Genomic DNA, 25,106 nt, shown 5'->3' on the forward strand with positions numbered 1-25,106 from the left:
ATGCGAAACACGAAGACTCGATCATTGCGGTTTTGTGTCAGAACCGGACCGTAAACTCGCTGCCGGAGCCGAGCGCGGACTTCACGATCAGCCGCGCACGGTGGCGGGTGAGGATGTGTTTGACGATCGCAAGTCCCAGACCTGTCCCTTTTTTCGAGCGGCTGTCCTCGACATTGACGCGATAGAAACGCTCGGTGAGGCGCGGCACGTGCTCGCCCGGAATGCCCGGACCATGGTCACGCACACTCACCTCCGTCGCACCGCCCAAATCTCGCCGCAGCGAGACCTCGACCACCTTGCCTTCCTGACCATATTTGCAGGCGTTCTCGATCAGGTTCTCGAAGACTTGCACCAGTTCGTCGCGCTCGCCCATCACCTCGACCTTCTCCTCGGGCAGATCCAGCCTGATCTCCACCCCGAGGTCGGCTGCGAGCGGTGCAAGGCTGTCGCGCACATGTCCGAGGATCGGTGCCAGCTCCACTTTCTGATCGGGCGGCAGATGGGCCTTCAGCTCCAGTCGGGACAGGGACAGGAGATCATCGACGAGGCGGCTCATGCGGTTCGCCTGATCGAGCATGATGGCGAGGAAGCGCTCCTTGGCCTTCGCATCGTCGCGCGCCGGCCCCTGCATCGTCTCGATGAAACCGCGCAGCGAGGCGAGCGGCGTGCGCAGTTCATGGCTCGCATTGGCGACGAAGTCGCTGCGCATGCGGTCCAGGCGGCGCAATTCCGAAATATCGCGGAAAGACAGGAGAAAATACGGGGTCGTCTCCGCCTCACCGGAACGAACGGGCGCGACGCGGACAATATAGACCCGCTCCGAGGGCAGGCGCTCGGAATGCTCGATCTGGTTTGGCTCGCCAGTCTCGATCGTCTCGCGGATCATGTCGAGAATGCCGGGCGAGCGCCAGCGGGTGGAAACATGCAGTCCGATCGGCGGAGCGCCGAAGACCCTGTCGGCCTCCCGGTTCCCCGCAATCAGCTCGGAGGCCGCGTTCAGCACGAAGATCGGCATGTCGAGTGCGTCGAGCGAGCCGAGGATGAGCGGTAGCGGGTCTGCGGCAGGTCCAGCGATCACGGGCGCCGGAGATATCGCCGTGCGGTCCGCTTCTTCCGGCAATTGTCGGAAGACCACCAGAAGAAAAAGGAGCACGAAGAGCGTGACGGCATACCCAGTCGCGGCCCCGGTTGCCCAGGCGCCGATGGCCAGCACTGCAGCTGCGAGAACGTAGATCCAGGCGGAAAGGATCCGCCTGAGGTCACCGCGCCAGCCGTCGTCCGTGTCTTCTGTCATTGCGCGCCGTGCGCTCCGCCTCGTCGTCATGGGATGCCTGATAGCTGCGATTCATGACAGAAGTTACACCACTCTGCCATCGCACCGCTGGGCTTATCCCCGCCCGTCCATTCCACTGGACCTGGAACCGACCCGCTTGAACTTCATTTCGGCTTAGGCTCAAGTAGCAGAAATCGAACAACGCAAATGGGGAAGACGATGGACGCGCAGACGGAAAGCCGGGCAGTGACCTTGACGGTCGGAGGCAAGCAACGGGTCTACGATATCGACCTCCCGGACCTGCCGGACTGGATCGAAGACGAGGCGTTGAAGTCCGGCGGCTTTCCCTATGACAAGAAGCTTTCCCAAAAAGACTATGACGCGGAGCTGACGCAGCTACAGATCGAGCTCGTCAAGGTGCAGTTCTGGATGCAGAAGACCGGCGAACGGGTCATGGCGCTGTTCGAGGGCCGTGATGCGGCGGGCAAAGGCGGCGCGATCCATGCGACGCTGTCCTACATGAACCCCCGCTCCGCCCGGGTGGTCGCCCTGACCAAGCCGACGGAAACCGAACGAGGCCAATGGTATTTTCAACGCTATATCTCGCATTTCCCGACGGCCGGCGAATTCGTCCTCTTCGACCGCTCCTGGTACAACCGCGCCGGCGTCGAACCGGTCATGGGCTTCTGCACGCCTGAACAGTATGAGAGCTTCCTCGAACAGGTTCCGCGCTTCGAAAAGCTGATCGAGCGGGAAGGCATCCGCTTCTTCAAGTTCTGGCTGGACACCGGGCAGGAGATGCAGCTGAAGCGCTTCCACGATCGCCGGCACGATCCACTGAAATGCTGGAAGCTGTCGCCGATGGACATCGCCGCCCTGAACAAGTGGGATGACTACACCATGAAACGCGACCGGATGCTGAAGGAGACGCATACGGACCGCGCGCCCTGGACCGTGCTGCATGCCAATGACAAGCGTCGGGCGCGCGTAAACCTGATCCGCCACATGCTGCTGTCGCTCGACTACGAAGGCAAGGATCTGGAGAAGATCGGCAAGATCGACAAGAAGATCATCGGCAGCGGATCGGGCTTCCTGGGCTGAGGGCCCTTCTCGGTGGCGCCCTGCCCGATCAAGGCGATCACTGTCCGGGCAGCACCCGGACAGCGTAGAGATTGACGCCGCGTCCGCCGCCCTCGATGTCGGCATTGATCAGCAGGCGCCCCGGCGTGGAAGGCGCCATGCCATTGTCGAAGGACACACGGAAGAGCGCGTCCAGCTTTTGCGGATTGACCGTGAAGCGATGGCGCGGACAATCTCCCATGCGCGGAAAATCGCATTCCACCGATATCTGGACCGGATCGTCGTCCGTCGACTGCAGCGTCAGCGCGATAGTCGATGTGCGGCCAGCCATCTCCCGCAGGACTTCCGCCGGCACGGTCACCTCGACCGCCCCTGCTTCATCACGGCTGCGCGAGACGATTTGTGCGGCACTGCCATCGCTGGCCGTGACGATATCGACGAGGGCATTGGCCCGCGGGCGGATCGCCGAGACCTGCTGCGGTTCGAAGACCTCGATCCAGTCGTCGGAGAAGCCGCCGCGGGCATCGAGCGCCTGGGGCCCTGCAGCCTGGGGCTCCGCTGCGGGATCGGTTGCCTCGGTGAAATCTTCCGATTCGACGCGTGGTGGCGGATTGGGCACGGAGGTATCGCGCTCCGCATCCGACAGCAGCAGGCCGGAGGAGTAGACCCACCAGGCGCCGATGCCGAAGGTGGCGACGAAGACCGAAAGCATCAGCAGGCGCGCAACACGACCGCGTCGACGGCGCGGCGCCTTCAGTGGCCGCTCCGAGCGCATGTCGGGCATGGGGCCTTCGTCATTCGCATGGGCGTCTCGTGCCACCCTGGGTGACATCTCGATCTCGTCGTCGAACGAAGGCTCGTCTTGTCCCGCTCCTCGGCCGCCAGCCTGGTCGAGAGATGCAAAACCCGGCTCGACGCGGCCGGCACTACGCTCTGACGACGGTGCCATCGCCGGCTCCGGCGCGGCGCGTGGCGTCGGCGCAGCCGGGGCAGCAGACGGGCCAGCAACCGAGGGAGCAGATATCTCAGGCCTAATCTCCAGCCGGGCGCGCTCTTCCTGCTCGATCGAATGGATGAGCGCCTCCAGCCGGCGCCGCTGATAATTGATCACTTCCGGATCATCGATGTTCTGCTTGCCAAGGCCCGTCTCCAGGGCCTGACGCGCCGACTGATAGACGCGAGCGCGCGTCTCCGCATTGGCGCGGTCGGAACGCTCGAGCGCGTTCCTGATGGCCGTTTCCAATCCACTCATTGGCCGCCATACTCCTTCGGGGGTCGCCCAAGCCACATCGCAATCATCGTTTAGATTCGGTAAACGCTCGATTTTTCCAGCACAAGCCCGGAAAACCCGTATGCAGCGCAATAAACACAGGAATGAGGCCGGATCGTCCCGCCCGTGCGAGCGGGAACGAAGGCGGTTTCTCCTGTTCATCGCGCGAATTGTGCAGTCCGGCTTTCCTCTCGGTGAAGGATCTGATATTTGACGTTTGCGTAAACGTAAACTTCCTGGGAGGTGAAGTGATGGCCCTGCCGCCGATCCTGAAAGACAATCTGAGGCTACCCGTCGTCGCCTCACCGCTCTTCATCATATCACATCCGAAACTGACATTGGCCCAGTGCAAGGCCGGCATTGTCGGCTCCTTTCCGGCGCTCAATGCCCGGCCCGAGGCCCAGCTCGACGAGTGGCTCGCCGAAATCACCGAGGACCTCGCCTCCCACAACGCGAAGAACCCCGACCGCCCGGCCGCCCCGTTTGCCGTCAACCAGATCGTGCACATGTCGAACAAGCGGCTCGAGCACGACCTGATGATGTGCGTCAAATACAAGGTTCCAATCGTGATCTCCTCGCTCGGCGCCGTGCCGGAGGTGAATGCCGCCGTGCATTCCTATGGCGGGATCGTATTGCATGACGTGATCAACAACCGCCACGCCAATTCGGCGATCCGCAAGGGCGCTGACGGCCTGATCGCGGTCGCGACCGGTGCTGGCGGCCATGCCGGCACGCTTTCGCCTTTTGCCCTCGTCCAGGAAATCCGCGAATGGTTCGACGGCCCGCTGCTGCTCGCGGGCGCCATCGCCAATGGCGGTGCGGTCCTCGCGGCCCAGGCGATGGGGGCCGACATGGCCTATATCGGCTCGCCCTTCATCGCGACCGAAGAGGCGCGTGCGTCGGCCGAATACAAGCAGGCGATCGTCGACGCCCATGCCAATGACATTGTTTACTCCAACTATTTCACCGGCATCCACGGCAACTACCTGAAGCCCTCGATCGCGGCTGCCGGCCTCGATCCGGACAATCTGCCGGAGGCGGATCCGTCGAAGATGGACTTCGACAAGGCGACCACCGGCGCCAAGGCCTGGAAGGACATCTGGGGCTGCGGCCAGGGTATCGGCGCCGTCAAGGCCGTCGAACCGGTGGCCGCTGTGGTCGATCGGCTGGAGCGGGAATATATCGGCGCAAAAAAGGCGATTTGCGGCTGAAGCCACCCCTGCTAGCGTCCCCGCCGAATCGATTTTTGCGGGGATGCCATGACCTTGTCTCGAACCACCCTGACGCTCGCCGTGTTTCTCGGCGCCACCTTGCCGGTGTTTGCCGCTGACGGCGCTTTCAAGGAGTTCAGATCCTGGCAGGTGCTCTGCAGCCAGACACTTTCCTGCAGCATGCGCCAATTCCTGTCCGACAACGGCCTGTCCGGCTTCGAACTTCAGCGCGCGGGCGGACCGGAGGCACCGGTCGTCCTGGTCCTGTCCCCGAGCGACAGCGCGATCGTCGAAGGCGATGGTGACCTACAGGCCAGCATAACCTTCGACGGCGCACAATCGGTGACGATCCCGAACTCAGATATCGTAGCAGACCCGAATGCCGCCACGCTTTCGATTTCCGGCGACTTCATCGGCAGCGGGTTGATCGACAGCCTGAAGGACGGGACCACCGCAACGATCACCATCACGCGCGGCACGAGGACCGTCGAAGGCGATGTCACGCTTGCGGGTGCTGCAGCCAGCCTGCTCTTCATCGACGAATACCAGAAACGCGTCGGCCATGTGGACGCGATGAGCGCCAAGGGCGACAAGGCGCCCAACCCGGCCCCGCCGGTCTCCGACATCCGCCGCTTCGCAGATTTTCCCGAGGCTGTGCGCGGGCGGTTCACCGCCAGTGGCGAATGCGCCGACACGGAAGAAAGCATGCTGGGCGGCAATGCGCTCGCCCACAAGCTCGGCAGCGAACAGACACTTTATGTCACGCCGTGCGGCATGGGCGGGGCCTACAACTTCCCCTATGCGGTCTTCCTCGACAGCTATGGCAGTGTCAGCACGCTCGCCTTTCCAATGATGCAGGATGGCGCGCCGAGCGCCGCGACCGTTGCCTTCAATCTCGACTATGACCACGAGGCAAAGACCTTCTCCGCCTTCTTCAAGGGCCGCGGCGTCGGCGACTGCGGCACCATCAGCCAATGGAAGCTCGTCGAGAGCGGGGTCGGGCCGCAATTGGTGCTGATTGAAGAGGCTTTTCAAGACTGCCCTTCGGAGTTCAACGAGAACGACACCGTCGATGTGGAGAACTGGCCGAAGACCTGGCCGCTCGACTAGAAGCGCATGCACGATGGCGGCCGGTGAATTTTTGCCCGGCTGCCGAAATGCGTCTTGAAATCAGCTGGCAATCCCTGTATCAGCCCCTCACCAAACGCGACGGGGATTTTTCCCGGTCCAGCGCTGGCCGCTTTAGCTCAGGTGGTAGAGCACATCATTCGTAATGATGGGGTCGCAGGTTCGAGTCCTGCAAGCGGCACCAGTTTTCCCAGCAAGTTTCAGCAAGATCCCCTTCCCCGCTAAGGCTTTCTGTGCCATGAGCGCCGTCGGGCGCGAGTGCCGTAAACTTTAGTACGGGCTCGGGCGGGTTGATTGACGTCTCTCCTGCTGCAGCGCGATTACGCTGCCGTCCATATAATCCCTCGACGCTGTCCTCCGCATGGAAAAAGGGCCCCGCGTGGCGAGGCCCTTCGATCACCGTCTCAATTCGGCGGGATCAGATCCAGTACGGCGGAACGCCGTAGTAATCGTAGACCGAGCGGCCGTTGTTGCGGTACCAGTCTTCGCTGTCGTCACCATGTTTCGGCGCAGCTTCGACCTGCTCCTTGGTGAGATCGATGCGATAGCCGTCGAGGCTCTCGTCATAGGTCAGCTTTTCCCAGGGCAGTGGGTAATAGTCGTCACCGATACCCCAGAAACCGCCGAAGCTCAGGACCGCATAGGCCACCCGGCCGCCGCGCTTTTCGAGAACGACACGCTGGACCGAGCCGATGCGCCCGCCATCGCGGCCATAAACGGCTGTGCCTTCAACCTTGTCGCTGGCGATCAAGTTCGGGGTATCCTTGACATAGGGATCCTGGCCACTGGTGGCGGTTCGATTTTCCTGCAACATTGGGATATCCTCCTTGTTGGTTGTCGATGAAGAGGTAACGGCCGGCGCTGGTGCATGGTTCCTCTCAAAGCGCCGTGAAGGCCCGACAGGATTGTTGACGTTTACGTCAAGGTTAGATAGCCTTTCCACAGTTGCACTGCCGGCGTGGGAACGCATAAAGCTTTCGGGACCTGAGGAGGAATCGGCCCCGAGACGGGCATGCAGACAACGAGAGTTTCGGGAGGAACATGATGACGGAAACTATGAGCCGCCTCAGCGGCCGCGCCGCCGAGAAGATCTGGGTGAAGTCCTATCCGGCCTCCGTGCCGGCCGAGATCGCACCGCATGCCCATCAATCGCTGGGTGCGCTTTTCGAAGCGAGCTGCGCCAAATTCGCCGACAGGCTGGCCTTCTCCAGCATGGGCCGCGGAATGACCTTCCGCGAACTCGAGCAGCAGTCGCGCAAGGTCGGGGCCTGGCTGCAGTCGAAGGGGCTTGTCAAAGGCGACCGCGTCGCTGTCATGACGCCGAACATCCTGCAGAACCCGGTCGCGGTTTATGGCATCCTGCGCGCCGGGATGATCGTGGTGAACGTCAACCCGCTCTACACGCCGCGCGAACTCGAACACCAGCTCAAGGATTCCGGCGCCAAGGCGATCGTGGTTCTTGAAAACTTCGCCCATACCGTCGAACAGGTCGTCGCCCGCACCGACGTCAAGCATGTCGTGGTTTGCGCCATGGGGGATATGCTGGGCCTGAAGGGCCACATCGTCAATCTCGTCGTGCGCAAGGTCAAAAAGCTCGTGCCTGCCTGGTCGATCCCCGGCCACACGAACTTCAAGGCCATGCTGTCGGAAGGCGAGAAGCTTGCGCTGAAGCCCGTCGACGTGGCGTCTGATGACGTCGCCTTCCTGCAATATACCGGCGGCACGACCGGCGTTTCCAAGGGTGCGACGCTCACCCATGCCAATCTGCTCGCCAACAAGCAGCAGATCGCGCTCTGGCTCGAAGCCGCCTTCGCGGGCCAATCGCGGCCCGAAGTCCTGAACTTCGTCTGCGCGCTGCCGCTCTACCATATCTTCGCCCTCACCGTGAATTCGCTGATGGGCGTGGCACTCGGTGGCCACAACCTGCTGATCGCCAATCCGCGCGACATTCCGGGTTTCATCAAGGAGCTGCAGGGCTTCAGGTCGCATGTCTTTCCGGGCCTCAACACGCTGTTCAACGCGATGATGAACAATCCGGAATTCAAGAAGCTCGACTTTTCCTCGCTGATGCTCGTGCTCGGCGGCGGCATGGCGATCCAGCGGCCGGTGGCCGAACGCTGGCTGGAGATGACGGGACGTCCAATCACCGAAGGCTACGGCCTATCCGAGACCTCTCCGGTCGCAACCGTCAACCGTCTCGATGCCCGTGAGTTCACCGGCATGATCGGCCTGCCGCTGCCCTCGACGGACATCGAGATCCGCGACGAGGACGGCAATACGCTGCCGGTCGGCGACGTGGGCGAGATCTGCATCCGCGGTCCGCAGGTCATGGCGGGCTATTGGCAGCGTCCAGAAGAGACAGCCAAAGTCATGAGCGATGACGGCTTCTTCCGCTCCGGCGATATGGGCCTGATGGACGAACGTGGCTATGTGAAAATCGTCGATCGCAAGAAGGACATGATCCTCGTCTCCGGCTTCAACGTCTATCCGAACGAGATCGAGGAAGTGGCCGTCATGCATGCCGGCGTTCTCGAATGCGCCGCCGTCGGCGTGCCGGACGAGCATTCGGGCGAAGCCGTGAAGCTCTTCGTGGTCAAGAAGGACGAAAACCTCACCATCGACGAGCTGAAGGCCCATTGCGCCGCGAACCTCACCAACTACAAGCGGCCGCGCTATATCGAGTTCCGTTCGGAACTGCCGAAAACCAATGTCGGCAAGATCCTGCGGCGCGAATTGCGCGACGGAAAATAAATCGATTTAAATTCGGGGAGGCGTGAGCCTCCCCTTCGTCTTGATCCCGTCTCAAGTCGCTAATAAGGTCCCCGGCATCATCGCCGAACCAGGGACATTCCGATGCAATCCATCATCGACACACTGACGAGCACGGTCGCTGCCACCCATGCTGAAGACCTGCGCGCCGCATTTGCGGCCGATCCGCAGCGATTCAGCCGATTTTCGGCCTCGCTCGACGACTTGTTGATGGATTATTCCAAATGTGCCGTGAACGACGAGGTGCTCGCTCTGCTGGAGCAACTGGTCACGGCCGCCGGCGTCTCCACCAAACGCGACGAGATGTTCTCAGGTGCCCCGATCAACTTCACCGAGGGCCGTGCCGTTTTGCACACCGCGCTGCGCAACCGCTCCAACCGGCCCGTGCTGGTCGACGGTCGCGACGTCATGCCCGACGTCAACGGCGTGCTGGAGGCCATGGGCCAGTTCGCTGATGGCATCCGCACGGGTACGCTGAAAGGTGCCACCGGCAAGGCCATCACCGATGTCGTCAATATCGGCATCGGCGGCTCCGATCTCGGCCCTGTCATGGCGACGCTGGCGCTCGCCCCCTTCCGTGACGGCCCGCGCCTGCATTTCGTCTCCAACATCGACGGCGCGCATATCGCCGACACGCTGAAGACGCTTGATGCCGCGACCACCCTCTTCATCGTGGCGTCGAAGACTTTCACAACAATAGAAACAATGACCAACGCGCAGACGGCGCGCGCGTTCGTCGCCGATGCGCTCGGCGAAGCTGCCGTCGGCCACCACTTCTGCGCCGTCTCCACCGCGCTCGACAAGGTCGCAGCTTTCGGCATCGACGAGGCCCGCGTCTTCGGATTCTGGGATTGGGTCGGCGGGCGCTATTCGATCTGGTCGGCCATCGGCCTGCCGCTGATGATCGCCATCGGCGCCAAAAACTTCGGCGACTTCCTCGCCGGCGCCCATGCCATGGACGAACATTTCCGTAATGCCCCGTTCCGGCAGAACCTGCCGATGCTGCTCGGCGCACTCGGTGTCTATCACCGCAAGGTTCTGAACTACCCGACACGCGCCATCCTGCCCTATGACCAGCGCCTGTCGCGCTTTCCGGCCTATCTGCAGCAGCTCGACATGGAATCGAACGGCAAGAGCGTCACCATCGACGGCAAGCCGGTTCAGGGCGCTTCCGGTCCTGTCGTCTGGGGCGAACCCGGCACCAATGGCCAGCACGCCTTCTACCAGCTCATCCACCAGGGCACGAGCGTCATCCCGGCCGAATTCATGATCGCCGCCAACGGCTTCGAGCCGGAACTGCGCCACCAGCACGAGCTCCTGATCGCCAATTGCCTCGCCCAGTCGGAAGCCCTGATGAAGGGCCGCACGCTCACCGAGGCCAAAGCCCAGCTGACCGCCAAGGGTGTTGCCGATACGGAAGCCGACTTCCTCGCGCCCCACCGCGTCTTCTCCGGCAACCGCCCCTCGATCACCTTCGTCTACGACCAGCTCACCCCCCACACCCTCGGCCGCCTGATCGCGCTCTACGAACACCGCGTCTTCGTCGAAGGCGTGATCTTCCGCATCAATTCTTTCGACCAGTGGGGCGTGGAACTCGGCAAGGAACTGGCGACGGGACTGTTGCCGGTGGTTCAGGGCAAGGTCGCAGCGACCGGGCATGACAGCTCGACGGTGGGGCTGGTCTCGGCGTTGGCGGAGCGGAAGAAGGGGTGAGTTGCGAGCAATGAACTCCCATCTGATGCGGCATCTGGAAGTTTTAACGATTCCCTGCTAGGTTGTGAACTCATTCACTGTTCGCGGCTATTGCATGAGGCTTTGGCGCTGGTGCTCGGACTGTCCATGATCTGGATATATCGAGCTAGCGAGAGAATCCCATGCCAACAGTCACCTCCACAAATTCTGCGGCTCTTCTGATCCTCCAGCAGACAGCATCCATCCGACCGAGCCAGCAGCTAGACGCTGGTTCCGGCGACATGCTGGCGGTCGCAAATGGCATCAGCGAGCAGGTCAGCAGCAACCAGCAGCCGACGCAGGCCCAGTCAAAAATTTCGGAATCCCTCTTCAGCGTGAACCATGTCAGCATCAACAAGTTGAAGATGGATCTGATCGACCGCACCGGTAAAGCCCTCGGCGTCGACCAAGCGGACTTTGCGTCGAGAGAAGATTTCGTCGATGCCATGCAGAAAGCGCTCGGCAAACTGCAGATGGAAGGCGGAGATGACGCTGTCCGGGGCTTGGAGAAGGAACTTGGTCTCGACAAACTCGGCGTGTCCATCCAGGACGTGATCGACAGCGCCAAGGATCCCGAGGCGAACGACAAGCTGACCAAGGCCCTGGAGAAACAGGCCAAGATCAATCTCGGGCTAGACGAAGTCGCAGCACAGCGCTTTCCGATCCAGTTTGACGAGGCTGGAACCTATGGTCTGTGAAGTTTCCGACCAATCCGCCGAGCCAGTCCCCAAGGCGTCCGCTTGATTTGAGGCTACGGTGATATACGTCTGACAGATCGTATATCCCTAGGGAAACACCATGAAAATCGCCAATTGGGGCGATAGCCTTGCGGTGTGTCTTGCTGCGAGCGTGGTCGAAGCGCTAGAGCCAAAGGAAGGCGACTTTGCCCAGACGCATCTCCGGAAAGATCTCGTCAAGCGATACGGATAGAACTGAAATTGTGTCGCAGCTGGCTCACTGACTTCCCAGTCATACGATCCAACGCAGCTTGCAAGGCATCTGCGGATGCATCGTCGAAATGCGACTGGAAGAATTCGATGCCCTCCCGGGCTCTTTCGGTAAAGTCGATCTGGGCGGTGTCGGTCGCCATGTCCACCGGTTCGCCTGTCGCCGCTGAGATCTTCATGGTCATGCCCAGGAAAGGCGAACTTTCATCGAAAGACATTTCGCCACTTCGGAGCTCACCATTCATCCAGTCGAACAGGTCCTGCCGGGTCATGCTGGTGAAATCGGGCGCATCGCTCTCGACGTCACCCTCTGTGGTTTCGTGACCATCTGCCGTGCGAGGGGATAACATCGCTGCGAAATCCTGAGCATCGGTGATCGTCACCGCAAGGTTCCGCGGACCTGAAAACAGAAAGCTGGCGCCTGATTCGACCTTCATGAATCCAATTCCTCTCCGATAGCTCGCCCACGATCGCAATCAAGGCTTGCGTCAAGCTGGCAAAGGCCCGGGCCCGACGGGACACGATCTACTTGGAAACAGTCCTTCTTTTCCGACCTCCCGCAGAAGCCAGTCTCCGCCGCGGTAGACCGGTTGGCCCCTCCAGCGACACCGTCACGGCTGCGACGAACCGTCAGCGCCTGCCGCATCGTCTCTTCCGGGAAGGGTCGCGATCTTCTCCTTGGTCAGCAAGCCCTGACGCTTCAGCAAAGCCAGAATGCTTACGTCAAACGTGTCGCCAGCGCCGTCCGTATAGACCCCTTCGACCTTGTTGGAGGCATCGGAGCCCTGGCGGAACGGAGTTACCAACGACCAAGGCCATTTGCTTGATCGAGAAACCAGATTGATATACATTCGATCACGCGTATATCACTGGAGAACACAATGCAGATCGCCAAATGGGGCAACAGCCTTGCGGTGCGCCTTCCCGCCAGTGTGGTCGAAGCGCTGAACCTGAAGGAAGGCGACGACATCGAAATTCGCGCCGCCGACTGGCGCGAGCTCGATGTAGCGCGCAAGCCTACCCCGGAGGATCTTCTTCGGCGGCTGCGGTCCTTCCGGGGGCGGTTGCCGGTTGATTTCAAGTTCGACCGGGATGAGGCGAATGGGCGCTAGGTTCGTCGATACGAACGTGCTGGTCTATCTCGCCTCCGGCGATGTCCAACGAGCGGATCGGGCGGAGGCTATACTTGCCGGAGGCGGCACGATCAGCGTTCAGGTGCTCAACGAAATTGCCAATGTGATGCGTCGGAAAATGCGGATGTCGTGGCCGGATACAAATGTCTTTCTCGACACGATCCGGGCCCTGCTGACCGTGGAGCCGGTCACAGTGGCAACCCACGAGCAGGGGCTCGTTGTCTCCGAGCGTTACGGGTTATCCATCTATGACGCGATGATTGTTTCAGCAGCACTCCTGGCCGGGTGTGAAACGTTGCTGTCCGAAGACATGCAGGACGGCCTCATCGTTGATGGCCGCTTACGCATCATAAATCCGTTCAGTCATTCGTGACGAGCCATAGATAAGGCACCGCGGCGGGCGAGACGATCTTCCCTGCCGCCTCCTTCTGTCAAAACCCGATCTCCGCCGCCGTCGGCGGGTTGGCGCCTGCCCGCGACACCGTGACGGCCGCAGCCTTCGCCCCAACCGTCAGCGCTTCCCGCACTGCCTCTTCCGAGAGCTTCGCGACCTTGTCCTTGGTCAGCAATCCCTGACGCTTCAGCGACGCCAGAATGCCTGCGTCAAACGTATCACCAGCGCCGACGGTGTCGACCACCTCGACCTTGTTGGAGGGCACCGAGACCTTGAAGTTAGCGGTGTAGCCGGTCGCCCCTTCCGCGCCCTTGGTCAGCACCACGAGCTTGGCACCGCGCGTCAGCCAGTAGGCGGCGCGTTCGTCCTGGGTGCCCGGAAGATCGAACCAGTCCAGATCCTCGTCTGAGAATTTCAGGATGTCGGACATGTCCGCCATGCGGGAGATGCGGGCCTGGTGGGCCGGTTTGTCCTTGATGAAGCCAGGGCGGATGTTGGGGTCGAGCGAGATCACGCGGGTCTTGTGCTCGCGCGTCATCAAAGCCTCATAGGTAGAGCCGCAGGGTTCCGGGATCAGGCTGATCGCGCCGAAATGCAAGGCCTCGCAGCTGTCGTCGAGAACAGGCAGGTCGGCTTCCGTGATCATGCGGCCGGCGGTGTTTTCGTCGTAGAAGGCATAGGATGCCTGGCCGTTGGTCAGCTTGACGAGCGCGATCGTGCAGGGGCGCGAGAGCGTGGCGCAATAGCTGAAATCGACGCCCGAGGATTTCAGCGTGTCGCGCAGGATGTCGCCCAGCATGTCGTCGGAGAGGCCGGTGAAGAAGCCTGTGTCGATGCCGAGGCGCCCAAGCGCAATCGCCGTGTTGAAGATCGCGCCGCCGGCATAGGGCGAAAACGCCCGCTCGCCGAGCGTGGTTTCGCGTGGCAACATGTCGATCAGCGCTTCGCCGCAACACAGGATCATCTCGACCTCCCAGTCATCTGTTTCAATCGATTTAAACCAAGTCGCGCCCGATTTCCAGTGCGACCGTGAGCATTTGCTCAGGCGAGCGACGAAACCCCACCATTGCGGCCCGACCATTCGAGCGGCGCATCGAGGAAGGCCTCGACTTCCGACAGCGTCTTCTCGTCGAACAATTTCTGATCGCGGGCGACGGCGAGCACGTTCCGCCAAGTGGCGATGTAGTGCAGCTTCACCTTGCCGTCGTCGAAGCGCTGCAGGGCTTCCGGGAAGATGCCATAGAAGAACAGCGCAATGCCGTGGTCGACCACGCCGCCGGCAGCCCTGATGGCATCGATGAACTTGAACATGCTACCGCCGGCAGTCGTCAGGTCCTCGATGACGAGCACGCGCGATCCTTCCGGCATATGGCCTTCGATCTGGGCGTTGCGGCCATGGCCCTTGGGGGCCTTGCGCACATAGATCATCGGCAAGCCCAAGCGATCGGCGAGAAGTGCTGCAAAGGGAATGCCGGCCGTCTCGCCGCCGGCGATGCAGTCGAACTGCTCGAAGCCGGCATTGCGCATCAGCGTCGCTGCGGCAAAATCCATGACAGCGGAGCGCACGCGCGGATAGGAGAGCAGCTTGCGGCAGTCAATGTAAACAGGGCTCTTCATGCCCGACGACAGCTTGTAGGGCTCTGCCGCATTGAAATGCACCGCCTTGATCTCCCAGAGCATCTTCGCGACGAGTTCGGCCATGATGGCGGGGTCGGTGAAGGGGGTCTGGATCATCGGGCGCTCCTGTCAAATACGATCAGAAGCGCAATAGCAGCAAGCCGTTCCGCCCGCCAGACCAACCTGCATGGAACAATCTGCTTCGCCAGATCTTTACGGCTCGCCACACACGAAGGAACAATATCCATGGACAACATGCTCGTCATCCAGCCGCTCGTCGCTCTCATCGCCGGCGTCCTCATTCTCATCATGCCGCGCCTGCTCAACTATGTCGTCGCGATCTATCTCATCATCATCGGCGTGCTCGGCCTGTGGCCACAGCTCGGTTCGCTCGGAACCTGAGCATCGGCACTGCGACCCCGCGGAGAAGATGAAGGGAAGATGGACGGCTGATTACCGGGAATTCACTCGATCCCGCCGAATACATATGTTTATATATATGTATTATCTCAGCTGTCCCCGAAAGGACTCTTTCATGCGCCCCTCTCTTCTCCTGCTCGCCGGCCTCGTCATCGCCGGATCGACATCGGCCCACCACGCCTCGGCAATGGATCTGCCTACAGCGACGCGTGACGCGCTCTACGCAGCCCTGGCAGACGAACACCATGCAGAAGCATTTTATGCCGCTGTCATGGATAAGTTCGGCGAGGTTCGTCCGTTCAGCAACATCATCATTGCCGAGCAGCGCCATGCATCACAGCTTGGCGAGGTGATGGAAGCCCATGGGCTGCAAGCAGGCGCCAATGTCGACCTCGGATCGGAGGCGATGCGCGCGGCCGTGCCGGACACCTTGGCTGAAGCCTGCGCGCTCGGGGTCGAGGCGGAGCTTGCCAATCGCGACCTTTACGACAAGGTCCTCCTGCCGGCTTCCCTTGGCCATGACGATGTCACCGCCGTGTTAACCGCGCTGCGTGACGCCTCGGAAAACAATCATCTTCCGGCGTTCCAACGCTGTGGCGGCCAAGGCGGCAACGGTCAGGGAATGGGTCACGGTGCGGGCATGCAGCACGGCAAGCCCTGAGGTTCCGTCGTTCCACCTGCGCCACCAACGAGCCTCGATGACCCGAAGATCGACCACACCAAATGCCTCCCGCCATGTTGCGGGGGCATTTGTGCTTCAGGCGACATCCCAATGCAGGGGGAACATCGGGTCGAACACGGTTACCGACCCCGCGCCGGTGAAGATCTTGGCCGGAAACTCGACCGGCGCGTCGCGCTTGACCAGCGTGATCGTCTCCTCATTTGCCGACAAGCCGTACCAGGCGGGTCCATTCAGTGAGGCGAAGGCCTCGAGCTTGTCGAGCGCATTTTCCTGCTCGAAGACATGGGCGAGGCAGCTCATCGTGTTGATCGAGGTGTAGATGCCGGCGCAGCCGCAGCCGCATTCCTTCAGCGGATCGACATGCGGGGCGCTGTCGGTACCGAGGAAGAACCTGATATCGCCGGAAGCTGCCGCCTTGCGCAGCGCCTGGCGATGGTTCTCGCGCTTGGCGACCGGCAGGCAGTAGTAGTGCGGGCGGATGCCGCCGACGAGAATGTCGTTGCGGTTGATGATCAGGTGATGGGTGGTGATCGATCCGGCAAGATTGCGGTCGGCAGCGCGGATATACTGGACGCCGTCTTCCGTCGTCACATGCTCCATGGTGATCTTCAGCTCCGGGAGGCGACGGCGGAGCGGATCGAGAACCGTGTCGATGAAGACCTTCTCGCGGTCGAAGATGTCGACCTCCGGCGTCGTCACCTCGCCGTGCACGCAGAGCGGCAGGCCGACCTTCGCCATGCGCTCGAGGACCGGCATGGCCTTCTCCATGTCGCGCACGCCACCATGGGAATTGGTCGTGGCACCGGCGGGATAGAGCTTCACCGCCGTGATCAGACCCGAGCGTTTGCCCTCTTCCACGTCATCAGGGTTCGTCTGCTCGGTGAGGTAGAGCGTCATCAGCGGCTCGAACCGGTCACTTGCAGGCAGCGCCTTCAGGATCCGCTCGCGATAGGCGCGCGCGTCTTCGGTCGTCACCACCGGGGGCACGAGGTTGGGCATGATGATGGCGCGGGCGAAATGGCGGCTCGTATCGCCGATCACGCCTTCCAGCATCGCGCCATCGCGCAGGTGCAGGTGCCAGTCGTCGGGGCGGCGGATGGTGAGGGATGACATGCGAAGGGCCTCCGGCTTGACGAGAACTCGCCGCCCTTAGCATGTCCGCCCACGGGGATCAAAGGATCAGGCGACCCGATCGCTCTTGGAAACTCCGGCCTTCTCCGCCTCTTCCGCCTGTTCGCGCCGGTCCTGCTCCATGATCGCCTGGATCCGCGGAAGCGCCCGCTCGAAGGCGGCCACACAATCCGGATCGAACTGGGTGCCGGCGCGGCCGAGGATATGCTCGACCGTGCGCTCGAAGCTCCAGGCCGGCTTGTAGGGCCTCTCCGTCGTCAGGGCGTCGAAATTGTCGGCAATGCAGACGATGCGGCCGGAGATCGGGATTGCGGTGCCAACCAGACGGTTCGGATAGCCCTGCCCATCCCAGCGCTCGTGATGGCTGGCAGCGATCTCGGAGGCGAGCTGCAGAAGCGAGGAACGGGAGCGTCCGAGGATATCGCTGCCGATTTCGGCATGCGACTGCATCTGGCGATATTCGGCTTCCGTCAGACGCCCCTGCTTCAGAAGGACCGTGTCGGGCATCGCGACCTTGCCGATGTCGTGCATCGGAGCCGCCAGCCGGATGTCGTGGCAGACATGGCTCGGCAGACCCAATTCAATCGCGATCGCTTCCGAATAGGAGGCAACGCGTAGTGTATGGCGGGCAGTCTCCGGGTCCTTGTACTCGGCGGCGAGCGTCAGGCGATGGATGATCTCCTGCTCGCGCTCGCGCAGCTCGCCCACGGCACGCTCGACCTCACGCCGCAGCCATTCGGCCTGGTCGGCAAGCTGGCGCCGAGCCCTTGAGAGGCTCACTATATTCTGGACGCGGGCCTGGAACTCGACCGGGTTCACCGGCTTGGTCAGGAAGTCGATCGCACCCGCATTCAGTGCTGCCATGCGCGTCGTCATGTCCTTGTCGGCCGTGACGAAGATGACAGGCACTTCGGCATATTTCTCGAAGCGGACGATTTCCGTGTAGAGCTCGACACCGTTGTAGACCGGCATCTGGTAATCGATGATGGCAATGTCGAATTCGAGCTCCGGCAGCGACGACAGCACCGCGTCGGGGCTGGCGTAAGGCAGGGCCTCGCAGTTGTCGAGCTTGCCGACGAGCTTCGTCAGGAGCTTCAGATTGGTGCTGTTGTCGTCCACCAACAAAATACGCATGAACGCCTCCTTGCTTCTCAGGCAACCAGTTTAAATTTAAGCGCGAGGATTTCCTCGCCGAGCAATTCGATATCTGCAGGCGCCGGGGTCTGGCTCCTGAGCGCATGGGCCCTCACCGCCAGGTCGTTCAAACCGACATTGGAGGCCGCCCCCTTGATCGTGTGCAGAACGCGGTCGATCTTTTCGGAATCGTTCTTGCGAAGCGCCTGGTTCAACTCATCCAGCAGGCCCGTCGCATCGTCGAAGAAGGACTCGACCAGCTCCTGGAAAACGTCTTCGCCGAGTGCATCGACGAGTTCGGCATGACGCGCCTCGTCCAGACCTTCGATGCCGAGCCCGGGCATGGACTGAAGTGGCAAGGCGGTGAGATCCAGGTCCGGCAGTTCCAGCTTCTGGGGCGCGGTCGTCGTCGCAGGGGCCGGCGAGGTGTCGCGGGCCGTCGACGTGGCATGAGCAATCATTTTTCGCAATCTCTCCAATGTCACGGGCTTGGATTCGAAGCCTTTCATTCCGGCGTCGAGGCAGCGGCGACGGTCGTCGTCAGACGCGTTGGCGGTCATCGCGATGATCGGCACTTCGGCCGAGGGTCCGCCTTCGGCGATGATCCGCTTGGTCGCCTCGATCCCGTCCATGACGGGCATCTGCATGTCCATCAGGATGAGATCGAAGGCCTTTTCGCGGGAGATGGAGACGGCCTCGGCACCATCGTTGGCGATTTCCACATCCTGGCCGAGACGGGCGAGGAAACGGGTGGCGACGATCTGGTTGACCTTGTTGTCTTCCACCAGAAGGATCCGGCAGCGCGGCAGGGTCTCCTCGGCGACGACCTGGGCTGCGAGGCCATTCGCCTCCTCACGGGTTACGGGAACAACGGCCAACTCGAACCAGAAGATGGAGCCGACGCCGACGGTGCTGCTCATGCCGAGTTCGCCGCCGAGTTTCTCGACGATCTGCTTGCAGATGGTGAGGCCGAGGCCGGTCCCGCCGTAACGGCGGCTGATCGAGGCATCGACCTGCGAGAAGGGCTTGAACAGCTTGTCGAGGCCCGCCTCGTCGATGCCGATGCCGGTGTCTTCCACCTCAAAGCGGATCATCAGCTTGCCTTCGCGGTAGAAGTCGCGCAACCGCATCGTGACGGTCCCCTGCTGCGTGAACTTCACTGCGTTCGACAGCAGGTTCAAGAGAACCTGGCGCAGGCGCGTCGGGTCAGTCTTGACGTAGAGCGCCTGCAGGGAATCCGGCAGGTCGAGGATGACGGTATTGCCGTGGTCGTCGGCGCGGCCCCGGATGATGCTGACGCTGCTTTCGGCCAGCGCACACACGTCGAAGGCGCGCTCTTCCAGTTCCAGCTTGCCATGCTCGATCTTGGAGAAGTCGAGAATTTCGTTGATGATCTCGAGCAGGGCCTCGCCCGAGGAACGGATCGTCTTGACGCTCTGGATCGCATCATCGGGCAGTTCGGAGAGCTCGAGCAGCTCCGACATGCCGAGGATGGCATTCAGCGGCGTGCGGATTTCGTGGCCCATGGTCGCCATGAATTGCGATTTCGCGCGGTTTCCGGCGTCGGCGCCTTCATAGGCCTCGCTCAACTGGGTCGCCATCACCTGCAGCTCGTGGCTTGACCGGCGCACCGACCGGAGCTGCCGGTTCAGGATGAAGACGAGGAACACGACCGAGACCATCAGGAGCGAGAGCATGACCGTGGAGGTGCGCTCGAGATTGAGGATCGTCGTCCGGCTGTCCGCACGCTCGTGGCTGACGCGCGTATTGGTGTAAAGAAGGAAGTCCTCGGCCACCCGGCCCAGGGAGACCAGCGATTTTTCGAGCCGCTCGAGCTGTTCCTCGGTCGGTGGCGTGCCGGTCGCATAGGCGTCGAAGATCGGCTGGGCAGCGCGGACATGCGCGGCGACACCGGCGATGTAGCGCCGGATCTTCTCGTCTCCCGAGAAATAGCTGCCAAACTTCGACTGATCGAGGATGGAAACCCGGGAATAAAGAATGTCGTAACGCAAGGACAGGTCGTCGAGCCGTTGCGGGTTCTGTTCGTCGATACGCAGATCGGAGAGGCTTTGTCTCAGCTGGCGCACTTCCCGATCCAGCTGGTAGACCGACCAGAGCGAGTTTTCCCGCACGCCATCTTCCATGATCCGATACTGGCGGGCGATGTCGATGAAGAGGATAAGCAGCACGAAGAGGAGCACAGCCGAAAGCGTCTGAAGGACGAAGGCAACCGTGCCTCCGCCTGCAAATTTCCGCGCTGTGGCTCCCGTCATTGTCACTGGCCGACCTCGATTTCCTTGATCTGCCAAACGGAGCGCGAGAAATATTTCTCGTTGTAGAGGTCTGCGTCGAGATCGAACGGATAGACCAGCATCAGCGGCCCCTTGTCGCGCACCGACATCAGCTTTCCGTCGAGTTTCGTCGCGAGGATCGTATCGAGCTCGGCATCTTCGGCCGGCACGTCCGCCGCGTAATCGTTGAGGGCTCGGACCTTGAGGCTGGTGCCGGTCGCGCCGACAGCGGCGAGGATTTCGCGCAACAACGGGCCCTCGAAGGTCGCCTTGCCTTCGGTCCAGGGCGTTTCCATCTCGCCCTTTCGACCCTTCAGCTTGTCCAGCATGGCAAGGTCGAACTGCGCCGTATCCCCGGCATTGGTCCAGGAGATCTCACCCTTGACCGTCAGCACGACCGGGCCGGTCGGCGCGTCCAGGGCAAGGACGGAGGTGGCGCTGATCAGGCTTGCGATAAGGGCAATAAGGACTTTCTTCATGACGCCTGCTCCTTCGTCACGCCGAACGGAGTTCGGGATGCAAGGCGGCTGCGCCGAGATGGTCGGCCAGCAGCTTGCGGAAAGCCATCGCCTCGACCGGCTTGTGCAGAAAGTCCGTGACGCCTGCTGCTTGCGCATCCTCGCGCAGGCGCGATCCATCGTCCGCCGTCACCATCACCATGGGAACGTCCCTGTAGCGATCCATAAGGCGCACGGCCTTGACGAACTGCAGTCCCGACATGCCGGGCAGCTGGTGATCGACGATCAGCATTTCGAAGTTCTCAGCATGGCACAGCATCAGAGCCGTGTTGCCATCGCCGGCGACCTTGATCTCCTGGGCCGTCACCTTTTTTGCGAGGTGCCTGATGATCATCGCGTTCGTCGGGTTGTCCTCGACAATCAATACCGCCATTTCCTTCATCCCCATGAACACGCCAGCTTGAGACCCGCGAGCCCTCTTGGCCCGGCGGGAACTGCGTTAACCTTTCATGGAGGAGTTGTATCAGGGGGAGGCTGAAATTCGCTGAACCAAACCGCTACAATTTTACCGATGGCACATTTAATTAGAACTTAAGAATTTACGAAGGCTCGACTAGGCACTGAGGGAAATGCGTTCAGAACAGGTCGAAGGTGAAGTCCGCGGCGCGGCTGCGCTCCAGGACCAGCCTGCCATTGGGCAGGTCGTTGATTTCGACTTTCGCTGCAATCTGTGCCGGAGTGAGACCGTAATGGACCCAGCGAGCGATGAGCCGTCGCTCCAGTTCCTCGATCGGCGGCGCGACCATGACCGTCAGGTCGAAGAGATCCGTGAGGCCTGCCCAGCGCCCCTGATCGAGCAGGAGGTAATTGCCCTCGGCGATGACGATGCGATCCTGTGCTGTGATGCAGCGGGCCGCCGCGATCGCCAGTTCCCGTGCGCGATCGAAAACCGGCACGAAGACTTCGCCGCCCGCCTTCACCGCACGCAGTAGGTCGGTCAGTCCACGCACATCGAACGTGTGTGGTGCGCCCTTTCGAGCGAGGTCGCCGCGTTCGTCGAGAATGGAATTGTCGAGGTGGAAACCGTCCATCGGCAGTACAGCGCTGCGATGGCCCCTTTTGCCGAGAATTTCATGCAGGCGATCTGCAAGCGTCGACTTTCCGGCACCGGGAGGCCCCGCAACGCCGACGAGCAGACGGGCGTCACCATGCGCCCGCCGCTCAATTTCCGAGATCAGATCATCGAGACCTGCACTCATGCAGCAAGGCCGGTGTCTGGTGCCGGGCGCGCTCCCGTCATGAAGGCAACGGCATCCGACATGGTGTAATCCTTCGGATTGATCACGCAGAGGCGCTTGCCGAGACGGTGCACGTGAATGCGGTCGGCCACTTCGAAGACATGCGGCATGTTGTGGGAGATCAAGACGATCGGCATGCCGCGTGAGCGCACGTCGAGGATCAGCTCCAGGACCTTGCGGCTTTCCTTGACGCCGAGGGCCGCCGTCGGTTCGTCGAGGATGATCACCTTGGAGCCGAAGGCCGCCGCACGGGCAACCGCCACGCCCTGGCGCTGGCCGCCAGACAGCGTTTCCACCGCCTGGTTGATGTTCTGGATCGTCATCAGGCCGAGCTCGGAGAGCTTGTCGCGCGCGATCTTCTCCATGGCCGGCCGGTCGAGCTTGCGGAAGACCGAGCCCATGATGCCCGGTTTGCGCAGTTCGCGGCCGAGGAACATGTTGTCGGCGATCGACAGCGCCGGAGACAGAGCAAGGTTCTGGTAGACCGTCTCGATGCCGGCCTTGCGGGCCTCGATCGGCGAGCGGAAGTTGATCAGCTCGCCTTCAAGTTTGATCTCGCCCTCATCCGGCGTGACTGCACCCGAGATCGCCTTGATCAGCGAGGACTTGCCGGCACCGTTGTCGCCGATGACGGCGAGGATTTCGCCGGGATAGAGGTCGAAATCTGCCTGGTCGAGGGCAGTGACGCGGCCATAACGCTTGACCAGGCCGCGGGCGGTGAGAATGGGTTCCTGGGTCATCAGCCTGCTACCTTTCTGATCCACTGGTCGATTCCGACGGCGGCGATGATGAGAACGCCGATCAAGAGATAGGTCCATTGCGGGTCCGTGCCGATGAGGCGCAGGCCGAGCTGGAAGACACCGACGATGAGCGCCCCGAAGATCATGCCGAGCACCGAGCCGCGCCCGCCGAAGAGCGAGATGCCGCCGATGACCACGGCCGTGATGGATTCGATGTTGGCAAACTGGCCGGCGGTTGGCGAGACCGAGCCGATGCGGCCGATCAGCACCCAGCCGGCAAAGGCGCAGATGAGGCCGGACAAGGTGTAGACCGAAATCAGCATGCGCTTGACGTTGACACCGGCAAGTTCCGCCGCATCCGCATCATCGCCGACCGCATAGACATGGCGCCCCCAGGCGGTGTGGTTCAGCACGTACCAGAGTATGGCCACCAAGAGCAGCATGGCAATGACGCCATAGGTCAGAACGGCGCCGCCCAGGCGCAGGTTTTCCCCGAAGAATTTGAGAATCGGCGCATTGGCGTCGATGTCCTGGCTGCGGATCGTCTCGTTGGCGGAAAAGAGAAAGTTGGTGGCGAGCACGATCTGCCACATGCCGAGCGTGACGATGAAGGGCGGCAGCTTCATGCGCGCGACGAGCACGCCGTTGATAAAGCCGCAGAAGGCGCCGACGCCGAGACCACAGATCACGGCGAGCTCAGGCGGGAGGCCGTAACGGAAGGCAAACTGGCCCATGACCACCGAGGAGAGCACCATGATGGCACCGACCGAGAGATCGATGCCGGCGGTCAGGATGACCAGCGTCTGGGCGGCACCGACGATACCGACGATCGCGACCTGCTGAAGAATCAGCGTCAGCGTGAAGGCCGAGAAGAACTTGCCCCCGAGGATCGCGCCGAAGATGGCGACAGACATGACGAGCACGATCAACGCGACGGCCGCAGGGCTCGAATGCAGGAAGTGCTGGAAGCGTTCGAGGGGCGTACGCTCGTGGCGATCGAACGAAGCGACCTCCGTCGCGCTCGAAGACAGGACTTTTTCAAATTCCTGTGGGGCCCGCGTTTCGGGATTGGCCGGCTGCATGGGTCATCCTCCCTGCCGTTGGTCTTTAGTTTTACACGAAGGATACGCCGGACCTGCCGCCGCGCAAGCCCGGGCGTTGCGCCATGGGCGGGAGCCGAAGCTCCCGCCGACGGTTCAGTTCAGGCGTAACAGGCTGAGATCAACCCCAGCACTTGTCCGTGCCGGCCTTGGTGTCGATGGATTCGACACCAGCTGCCGGCTTGTCCGTGACGAGGGCAACGCCCGTGTCGAAGAAGTTCTTGCCTTCGCTGGCGGCCGGCTTTTCACCGGTGTCTGCGAACTTCTTGATCGCTTCGATGCCGAGCGATGCCATCAGCAGCGGATATTGCTGCGAGGTCGCACCGATGACGCCTTCGGCGACGTTCTTGACGCCCGGGCAACCACCGTCGACCGACACGATCAGCACGTCACCTTCCTTGCCGACAGCCTTCAGCGCTTCATAGGCGCCGGCAGCGGCCGGTTCGTTGATGGTGTGAACGACGTTGATGGACGGATCCTTCTGGAGAAGGTTTTCCATCGCGGTGCGACCGCCTTCTTCATTGCCGTTGGTGATGTCGTGGCCAACGATGCGCGGATCGGTTTCGTCGCCGATCTTGTTGATGTCGGCGGTGTCGATGCCGAAGCCCTTCATGAAGCCCTGGTTACGCAGGACGTCGACAGACGGCTGCGAAGGTGTGAGGTTCAGGAAGGCGATCTTGGCGTCCTTGGCGGCATCGCCGAGGGTTGCTGCCGCCCACTTGCCGATCAGTTCGCCGGCAAGCAGGTTGTCGGTGGCGAAGGTCATGTCGGCGGAGTCGATCGGCTCCAGCGGCGTGTCGAGGGCGATGACGAGCAGGCCGGCGTCGCGGGCCTTCTGTACGGCCGGGACGATGCCCTGCGTGTCGGATGCGGTCAGCAGAATGCCCTTTGCACCGTCAGCAATGCAGGTTTCGATGGCGGCCACCTGGCTTTCCGAGTCGCCGTCGATCTTGCCGGCATAGGACTTCAGCGTCACGCCGAGTTCGGCGGCCTTGGCAGTCGCGCCTTCCTTCATCTTGACGAAGAAGGGGTTGGTGTCGGTCTTGGTGATGAGGCAGGCAGAAACGTCGGCGGCCTGTACCGGGGCGGCGAAAACAACGCCGAGGGCGAGGGTCGACAGGGCAGCAGTGATCAGAGACTTTTTCATTTTGGTATCCTCCCGAATGGTGTCGGCCAGCTCCTCCGGCCGCAATGCTTCGGCACGGATCACCCTTGGCGATCCGATCGGGCGCCATCAGGCACCCACTCCTCCACGAACCCATTTAGAACATCAGAACATTTCGGCTGTCAATAAATAAA

26 protein-coding genes and 1 tRNA gene are annotated in these 25,106 nt (G+C 61.8%); 11 read left to right on the forward strand and 16 right to left on the reverse strand.

The window, feature by feature from the left end; all coding sequences use genetic code 11:
• Positions 1–37: 37 nt before the first annotated feature.
• A complete protein-coding gene (gene phoR / locus E9677_RS04065) occupies positions 38–1,294 on the reverse strand; it encodes a phosphate regulon sensor histidine kinase PhoR (protein ID WP_136556782.1) in 1,257 nt (418 codons plus the stop codon).
• A gap of 198 nt (positions 1,295–1,492) precedes the next feature.
• Here phoR and ppk2 point away from each other — a divergent pair, with 198 nt between their 5' ends.
• On the forward strand, positions 1,493–2,374 hold the full coding sequence (gene ppk2 / locus E9677_RS04070) for a polyphosphate kinase 2 (protein ID WP_168801111.1): 882 nt from the start codon (positions 1,493–1,495) through the stop codon (positions 2,372–2,374).
• A gap of 37 nt (positions 2,375–2,411) precedes the next feature.
• Here ppk2 and E9677_RS04075 read toward each other — a convergent pair whose 3' ends face one another.
• On the reverse strand, positions 2,412–3,605 hold the full coding sequence (locus E9677_RS04075; RefSeq protein ID WP_136556784.1) for a hypothetical protein: 1,194 nt from the start codon (positions 3,603–3,605) through the stop codon (positions 2,412–2,414).
• 269 nt (positions 3,606–3,874) lie between these two features.
• On the opposite strand from E9677_RS04075, the gene E9677_RS04080 reads away from it, so the two are divergent.
• From E9677_RS04080 to E9677_RS04090, 3 genes are all read left to right on the forward strand, one after another.
• Positions 3,875–4,834: an NAD(P)H-dependent flavin oxidoreductase gene (locus tag E9677_RS04080; RefSeq protein WP_136556785.1), complete on the forward strand. Its 960-nt coding sequence runs from the start codon at positions 3,875–3,877 to the stop codon at positions 4,832–4,834.
• A gap of 48 nt (positions 4,835–4,882) precedes the next feature.
• Positions 4,883–5,944: a DUF1176 domain-containing protein gene (locus E9677_RS04085; RefSeq protein ID WP_136556786.1), complete on the forward strand. Its 1,062-nt coding sequence runs from the start codon at positions 4,883–4,885 to the stop codon at positions 5,942–5,944.
• 126 nt (positions 5,945–6,070) lie between these two features.
• Positions 6,071–6,146 (forward strand) — tRNA-Thr (locus tag E9677_RS04090).
• Positions 6,147–6,380: 234 nt separating this feature from the next.
• On the opposite strand, the gene E9677_RS04095 is transcribed toward E9677_RS04090, so the two are convergent.
• Entirely contained in the window at positions 6,381–6,776 is a 396-nt protein-coding gene (locus E9677_RS04095) for a PRC-barrel domain-containing protein (RefSeq protein WP_136556787.1), read from the reverse strand.
• Positions 6,777–7,006: 230 nt separating this feature from the next.
• On the opposite strand from E9677_RS04095, the gene E9677_RS04100 reads away from it, so the two are divergent.
• From E9677_RS04100 to E9677_RS04110, 3 genes are all read left to right on the forward strand, one after another.
• Positions 7,007–8,713: a long-chain fatty acid--CoA ligase gene (locus E9677_RS04100; protein ID WP_136557193.1), complete on the forward strand. Its 1,707-nt coding sequence runs from the start codon at positions 7,007–7,009 to the stop codon at positions 8,711–8,713.
• 102 nt (positions 8,714–8,815) lie between these two features.
• Positions 8,816–10,444, forward strand: a complete 1,629-nt coding sequence (gene pgi, locus E9677_RS04105; protein ID WP_136556788.1) for a glucose-6-phosphate isomerase — start codon at positions 8,816–8,818, stop codon at positions 10,442–10,444.
• Positions 10,445–10,605: 161 nt separating this feature from the next.
• Positions 10,606–11,160 (forward strand): hypothetical protein, encoded by a 555-nt coding sequence (locus E9677_RS04110; protein WP_136556789.1) that lies wholly within the window; start codon positions 10,606–10,608, stop codon positions 11,158–11,160.
• A 215-nt stretch (positions 11,161–11,375) separates the two neighbouring features.
• On the opposite strand, the gene E9677_RS25380 is transcribed toward E9677_RS04110, so the two are convergent.
• Both E9677_RS25380 and E9677_RS04125 read right to left on the reverse strand, forming a co-directional pair.
• Positions 11,376–11,846, reverse strand: a complete 471-nt coding sequence (locus E9677_RS25380; protein ID WP_205910098.1) for a hypothetical protein — start codon at positions 11,844–11,846, stop codon at positions 11,376–11,378.
• Between the two features lie 174 nt (positions 11,847–12,020).
• A complete protein-coding gene (locus E9677_RS04125; RefSeq protein ID WP_235882847.1) occupies positions 12,021–12,215 on the reverse strand; it encodes a hypothetical protein in 195 nt (64 codons plus the stop codon).
• 75 nt (positions 12,216–12,290) lie between these two features.
• Between E9677_RS04125 and E9677_RS04130 the strand changes: the two genes are divergently transcribed.
• Positions 12,291–12,521, forward strand: a complete 231-nt coding sequence (locus E9677_RS04130; RefSeq protein ID WP_136556790.1) for an AbrB/MazE/SpoVT family DNA-binding domain-containing protein — start codon at positions 12,291–12,293, stop codon at positions 12,519–12,521.
• Positions 12,511–12,915, forward strand: a complete 405-nt coding sequence (locus E9677_RS04135; RefSeq protein ID WP_136556791.1) for a PIN domain-containing protein — start codon at positions 12,511–12,513, stop codon at positions 12,913–12,915. The genes E9677_RS04130 and E9677_RS04135 overlap by 11 nt, the downstream gene beginning before the upstream one ends.
• 58 nt (positions 12,916–12,973) lie before the next feature.
• Here E9677_RS04135 and E9677_RS04140 read toward each other — a convergent pair whose 3' ends face one another.
• Positions 12,974–13,900 (reverse strand): carbohydrate kinase family protein, encoded by a 927-nt coding sequence (locus E9677_RS04140; protein ID WP_136556792.1) that lies wholly within the window; start codon positions 13,898–13,900, stop codon positions 12,974–12,976.
• 77 nt (positions 13,901–13,977) lie between these two features.
• The gene (locus E9677_RS04145) at positions 13,978–14,670 is read right to left on the reverse strand and encodes an orotate phosphoribosyltransferase (protein ID WP_136556793.1); all 693 of its coding nucleotides are present in this window, start codon (positions 14,668–14,670) and stop codon (positions 13,978–13,980) included.
• A gap of 129 nt (positions 14,671–14,799) precedes the next feature.
• Here E9677_RS04145 and E9677_RS04150 point away from each other — a divergent pair, with 129 nt between their 5' ends.
• Both E9677_RS04150 and E9677_RS04155 read left to right on the forward strand, forming a co-directional pair.
• Positions 14,800–14,955, forward strand: a complete 156-nt coding sequence (locus E9677_RS04150) for a DUF3096 domain-containing protein (RefSeq protein ID WP_136556794.1) — start codon at positions 14,800–14,802, stop codon at positions 14,953–14,955.
• 133 nt (positions 14,956–15,088) lie between these two features.
• On the forward strand, positions 15,089–15,634 hold the full coding sequence (locus tag E9677_RS04155) for a ferritin-like domain-containing protein (protein WP_136556795.1): 546 nt from the start codon (positions 15,089–15,091) through the stop codon (positions 15,632–15,634).
• A 96-nt stretch (positions 15,635–15,730) separates the two neighbouring features.
• Here the strand turns inward: E9677_RS04155 and pyrC are convergent, their stop codons facing one another.
• From pyrC to E9677_RS04200, 9 genes are all read right to left on the reverse strand, one after another.
• The gene (pyrC, locus tag E9677_RS04160) at positions 15,731–16,768 is read right to left on the reverse strand and encodes a dihydroorotase (protein WP_136556796.1); all 1,038 of its coding nucleotides are present in this window, start codon (positions 16,766–16,768) and stop codon (positions 15,731–15,733) included.
• 66 nt (positions 16,769–16,834) lie between these two features.
• Entirely contained in the window at positions 16,835–17,920 is a 1,086-nt protein-coding gene (locus tag E9677_RS04165; RefSeq protein WP_136556797.1) for an HD domain-containing phosphohydrolase, read from the reverse strand.
• A 17-nt stretch (positions 17,921–17,937) separates the two neighbouring features.
• Positions 17,938–20,193: an ATP-binding protein gene (locus E9677_RS04170; protein WP_136556798.1), complete on the reverse strand. Its 2,256-nt coding sequence runs from the start codon at positions 20,191–20,193 to the stop codon at positions 17,938–17,940.
• Between the two features lie 2 nt (positions 20,194–20,195).
• Positions 20,196–20,690 (reverse strand): molybdopterin-dependent oxidoreductase, encoded by a 495-nt coding sequence (locus E9677_RS04175; RefSeq protein WP_136556799.1) that lies wholly within the window; start codon positions 20,688–20,690, stop codon positions 20,196–20,198.
• A gap of 16 nt (positions 20,691–20,706) precedes the next feature.
• Positions 20,707–21,102 carry a response regulator gene (locus E9677_RS04180; RefSeq protein WP_136556800.1) on the reverse strand — a complete coding sequence of 132 codons (396 nt, stop codon included), beginning with the start codon at positions 21,100–21,102 and terminating at the stop codon, positions 20,707–20,709.
• A gap of 202 nt (positions 21,103–21,304) precedes the next feature.
• Complete coding sequence (locus tag E9677_RS04185; protein WP_136556801.1) at positions 21,305–21,928, reverse strand: nucleoside triphosphate hydrolase; 624 nt, start codon at positions 21,926–21,928, stop codon at positions 21,305–21,307.
• A complete protein-coding gene (locus E9677_RS04190; protein WP_136556802.1) occupies positions 21,925–22,707 on the reverse strand; it encodes an ATP-binding cassette domain-containing protein in 783 nt (260 codons plus the stop codon). The genes E9677_RS04185 and E9677_RS04190 overlap by 4 nt, the downstream gene beginning before the upstream one ends.
• Positions 22,707–23,789: an ABC transporter permease gene (locus E9677_RS04195; protein WP_136556803.1), complete on the reverse strand. Its 1,083-nt coding sequence runs from the start codon at positions 23,787–23,789 to the stop codon at positions 22,707–22,709. Before E9677_RS04195 ends, E9677_RS04190 begins: the two co-directional genes overlap by 1 nt.
• A 139-nt stretch (positions 23,790–23,928) precedes the next feature.
• The gene (locus E9677_RS04200; protein ID WP_136556804.1) at positions 23,929–24,954 is read right to left on the reverse strand and encodes a sugar ABC transporter substrate-binding protein; all 1,026 of its coding nucleotides are present in this window, start codon (positions 24,952–24,954) and stop codon (positions 23,929–23,931) included.
• Positions 24,955–25,106 lie beyond the last annotated feature (152 nt).

Origin of the sequence: Peteryoungia rhizophila (genome assembly GCF_004912145.1) — a bacterium.
In the GTDB taxonomy this organism is placed as follows: Bacteria; Pseudomonadota; Alphaproteobacteria; order Rhizobiales; family Rhizobiaceae; genus Allorhizobium; species Allorhizobium rhizophilum.

Excerpts from the sequence above, each read along its gene's own strand:
- E9677_RS04140 (WP_136556792.1), bottom strand. The coding sequence starts at position 13,900 with ATGATCCTGTGTTGCGGCGAAGCGCTGATCGACATGTTGCCACGCGAA.
- E9677_RS04165 (WP_136556797.1), bottom strand. The coding sequence starts at position 17,920 with ATGCGTATTTTGTTGGTGGACGACAACAGCACCAATCTGAAGCTCCTG.
- E9677_RS04145 (WP_136556793.1), bottom strand. The coding sequence starts at position 14,670 with ATGATCCAGACCCCCTTCACCGACCCCGCCATCATGGCCGAACTCGTC.
- E9677_RS04195 (WP_136556803.1), bottom strand. The coding sequence starts at position 23,789 with ATGCAGCCGGCCAATCCCGAAACGCGGGCCCCACAGGAATTTGAAAAA.
- E9677_RS04100 (WP_136557193.1), top strand. The coding sequence starts at position 7,007 with ATGACGGAAACTATGAGCCGCCTCAGCGGCCGCGCCGCCGAGAAGATC.
- E9677_RS04080 (WP_136556785.1), top strand. The coding sequence starts at position 3,875 with ATGGCCCTGCCGCCGATCCTGAAAGACAATCTGAGGCTACCCGTCGTC.
- E9677_RS04135 (WP_136556791.1), top strand. The coding sequence starts at position 12,511 with ATGGGCGCTAGGTTCGTCGATACGAACGTGCTGGTCTATCTCGCCTCC.
- pyrC (WP_136556796.1), bottom strand. The coding sequence starts at position 16,768 with ATGTCATCCCTCACCATCCGCCGCCCCGACGACTGGCACCTGCACCTG.
- E9677_RS25380 (WP_205910098.1), bottom strand. The coding sequence starts at position 11,846 with ATGAAGGTCGAATCAGGCGCCAGCTTTCTGTTTTCAGGTCCGCGGAAC.
- E9677_RS04130 (WP_136556790.1), top strand. The coding sequence starts at position 12,291 with ATGCAGATCGCCAAATGGGGCAACAGCCTTGCGGTGCGCCTTCCCGCC.
- E9677_RS04095 (WP_136556787.1), bottom strand. The coding sequence starts at position 6,776 with ATGTTGCAGGAAAATCGAACCGCCACCAGTGGCCAGGATCCCTATGTC.
- E9677_RS04190 (WP_136556802.1), bottom strand. The coding sequence starts at position 22,707 with ATGACCCAGGAACCCATTCTCACCGCCCGCGGCCTGGTCAAGCGTTAT.
- E9677_RS04155 (WP_136556795.1), top strand. The coding sequence starts at position 15,089 with ATGCGCCCCTCTCTTCTCCTGCTCGCCGGCCTCGTCATCGCCGGATCG.
- E9677_RS04185 (WP_136556801.1), bottom strand. The coding sequence starts at position 21,928 with ATGAGTGCAGGTCTCGATGATCTGATCTCGGAAATTGAGCGGCGGGCG.
- pgi (WP_136556788.1), top strand. The coding sequence starts at position 8,816 with ATGCAATCCATCATCGACACACTGACGAGCACGGTCGCTGCCACCCAT.
- E9677_RS04110 (WP_136556789.1), top strand. The coding sequence starts at position 10,606 with ATGCCAACAGTCACCTCCACAAATTCTGCGGCTCTTCTGATCCTCCAG.
- E9677_RS04200 (WP_136556804.1), bottom strand. The coding sequence starts at position 24,954 with ATGAAAAAGTCTCTGATCACTGCTGCCCTGTCGACCCTCGCCCTCGGC.
- E9677_RS04180 (WP_136556800.1), bottom strand. The coding sequence starts at position 21,102 with ATGGCGGTATTGATTGTCGAGGACAACCCGACGAACGCGATGATCATC.
- E9677_RS04175 (WP_136556799.1), bottom strand. The coding sequence starts at position 20,690 with ATGAAGAAAGTCCTTATTGCCCTTATCGCAAGCCTGATCAGCGCCACC.
- ppk2 (WP_168801111.1), top strand. The coding sequence starts at position 1,493 with ATGGACGCGCAGACGGAAAGCCGGGCAGTGACCTTGACGGTCGGAGGC.
- phoR (WP_136556782.1), bottom strand. The coding sequence starts at position 1,294 with ATGACAGAAGACACGGACGACGGCTGGCGCGGTGACCTCAGGCGGATC.
- E9677_RS04075 (WP_136556784.1), bottom strand. The coding sequence starts at position 3,605 with ATGAGTGGATTGGAAACGGCCATCAGGAACGCGCTCGAGCGTTCCGAC.
- E9677_RS04150 (WP_136556794.1), top strand. The coding sequence starts at position 14,800 with ATGGACAACATGCTCGTCATCCAGCCGCTCGTCGCTCTCATCGCCGGC.
- E9677_RS04170 (WP_136556798.1), bottom strand. The coding sequence starts at position 20,193 with ATGACGGGAGCCACAGCGCGGAAATTTGCAGGCGGAGGCACGGTTGCC.
- E9677_RS04085 (WP_136556786.1), top strand. The coding sequence starts at position 4,883 with ATGACCTTGTCTCGAACCACCCTGACGCTCGCCGTGTTTCTCGGCGCC.